Source organism: Nocardiopsis sp. TNDT3, assembly GCF_003427465.1.
GTDB classification, from domain to species: domain Bacteria; phylum Actinomycetota; class Actinomycetes; order Streptosporangiales; family Streptosporangiaceae; genus Nocardiopsis; species Nocardiopsis dassonvillei.
Genome location: NZ_QPFC01000991.1, coordinates 1 through 2,371 on the forward strand (window position 1 = coordinate 1; position 2,371 = coordinate 2,371).

2 protein-coding genes and 1 pseudogene are annotated in these 2,371 nt (G+C 76.8%); 1 reads left to right on the top strand and 2 read right to left on the bottom strand.

Annotation, left to right across the window (positions count from 1 at the left end):
- Positions 1-308: transcriptional regulator (locus DQW06_RS22725; protein ID WP_117199276.1), on the top strand; the 308-nt coding region annotated here is incomplete at its 5' end.
- A 296-nt stretch (positions 309-604) separates the two neighbouring features.
- Here DQW06_RS22725 and DQW06_RS22730 read toward each other — a convergent pair.
- The gene (locus DQW06_RS22730; protein ID WP_013156177.1) at positions 605-1,918 is read right to left on the bottom strand and encodes a methyltransferase; all 1,314 of its coding nucleotides are present in this window, start codon (positions 1,916-1,918) and stop codon (positions 605-607) included.
- Positions 1,915-2,371: pseudogene (locus DQW06_RS22735) on the bottom strand (hypothetical protein); the annotation flags it as partial. The pseudogene DQW06_RS22735 and the gene DQW06_RS22730, both read right to left, overlap by 4 nt.

Consider the following 2,371-nt stretch of genomic DNA (forward strand, 5'->3'; position numbering starts at 1 on the left):
CCGGCGGAGGCGCCGCCGCACGCCAACCGATCCTGGAGACCGGCCCGCGCCTGGCGATGTGCGCGCTGTTGCAGAGCGCCAAGTGGGTCGACTTCGCCACCGTGCGCGACCTGCTCGGCGTCAGCGATCCGATGGTCTCCAAGCACAGCCGCACCCTGGAGGACGCCGGACTGCTCGAAGTCCGCAAGGGAGCGGTCGGGCGCCGACCGAAAACCTGGTTCCGCCTGACCCCGGTCGGACGAACGACCCTGCAGAGCCACCTGGCCTGGCTGACCGGCCTGGGATCAGCGGTCGAGCCCGACACCTGAACCGGGGCGGGGAGTCCGGGCCGGCCGGAACCGCGGCGGCCCGCTCCGGCTCCGACGCCGGGGAGGAGGGCCCCGGCCGCGGGGAACACCAGGTGCCGCCCGCGCTCGACGCGGGCGGCGCTCTGCGTTTCGGCTGGAAACGGGGCGGCGCGGAGCGTGAACGACCCTGCCGACGGGGGCGCGGACCGAAGGCGCGCCGGGTCCGCGGCGGAGCCCCGCCGCGGTCTCCCGCACGCACCGGTCCGGCCTCCCGGGCCCTCCCGTTCCCCGGGGCGCCGCGCTCCGCGGCCGCCGACTCACACCCGCGCGCCGGGCGCGGGCGCCCCACCGCCGCGGGGAGCGCCCGCCTCCCCTCCTCCTTCGCCGAGGGGTTCGCGCGAGGGCCGCGGTCCGGCTCCGAAGGCGTCCGCGCACAGCTGCGCGAAGTGCCGCACCCCCGGCAGGTCGAGCGCCCAGCCCGCGAGCGCCCACCCCAGGTGCAGGTGCTCCAGCGCCCGGGCCAGCGCCGACACCCCGCTCCAGCGCAGTCCCTCGGAGTTCTCGTAGGTGAGGCGGTACAGCACCTCGGGGTGCTCCGCCGCAGGTCGCGGCTCCAGCGCCACCGGCGCGCGGGCGGTGAGCCAGCCGCCCAGGCCCCGGCACATGGCGCAGTCCGCGGCCACGTACAGCGTGCCCGGCGCGCGGCCGGGCCACGGCCGCCACCGGGGCAGCCAGGACCGCACGCCCGCCCGGTAGGCATCCCAGTCCCCGCCGAACGCCGCCCGCAGCTGACCGCCCTCGTGCCAGGCGGCGAACCCCGCGCCGTAGGCGAAGGCCACGAGCGCGCCGAGCAGCAGCCACGGGTCGCCGGTCACCGGGGCCAGGACCAGGTACACCCCGGCGACGGTGGCCTGCATCGGGTTGCGCAGGTAGGCGTAGGGGCCGCTGGTGACCAGCCGCGACGGCGGGTCGAAGGGCAGCGGGGTGCCGCCGCCCACCCGCGCGAACTCGCGGGCCGCCGCCAGTCCCGGCAGGCACACCGGGGCCAGGACCTGGGCGGCCACGAAGGCCGTGCCCGGACCGGGCAGGGAGTCCAGCGCGGCCAGCGGCAGGACCACCATGGCCCCGAACGCCAGGAGCGCCTGCGCCCACATCCGGGCGTGCACCAGTTGGCCGGTGCGCGTCCAGTAGGCCAGCATCAGCGCGGGGATCAGGCACAGCGCGGAGCCGACGAACTCGCCGAGCAGCCAGAGCGGGCCCAGCACCACGACGGGTTCGGCGAGCGGCATGACGATGACGTCCACCCACACGAGCAGGCCGCTGAGCAGCGGCACCGGCAGCAGGCGCAGCAGCAGCGCGGGCAGCGCGCCCCACAGCACCGCCCAGGCCAGCAGCAGGTCCACGGGCATGCCCAGCCACACCGCGCCCTCGGCGTGGAAGGACCACCAGCCCGCGCGCAGCGCGTACAGGTTGAGCGGGACGAGCGTGAGCAGTGCCCACGCCCCGGCCACCAGCATCGCCGCGACCTCGCGCGGGCGGGGCGCGCGCCACAGGCACAGTCCGGCCAGCAGGAGCAGCGGGGCGAACAGGCCGACGCCGCGGACCAGCGCCGCGGGCAGTTCCGGGATCATCGGGAGCCCTCCAGGGCGGCGGCGCCGAAGGTGACGGCGAGGTACTCGGCGGCCAGGTCGGTCGTGTAGGACTGGATCGGCCCGAAGTACCACGAGGGCTCGTAGGTGCGCTCGTAGTCGATGGACCAGGCCAGGCGGGTTCCGCCGCCCTCGGCGCGCCACACGGCCTCGGCGCGGCGCATGTCCATCCAGTTCGCGAAGGCGGTGTCCTCGACCACCTCGAAGACCACGCGCCCGCCGTCCTCGCGGACCTCGCTCCCGGTGATCCGGAGCTCCATGTGGCGCGGCGTGGGCTCGGCGCCCGGTTCCAGCGTGCGGCGCGGGGTGAAGCGGACGTGCCGGGTGTCGCCCACCTCCAGGCCCCCGCCGGAGGCCGAGACGGGCTCGGGGAAGGGCACGGCCCGCAGGAAGAGCGCGTCGGGGGCGGCGTAGGCGGGCGCGTGGTCTTCGAGG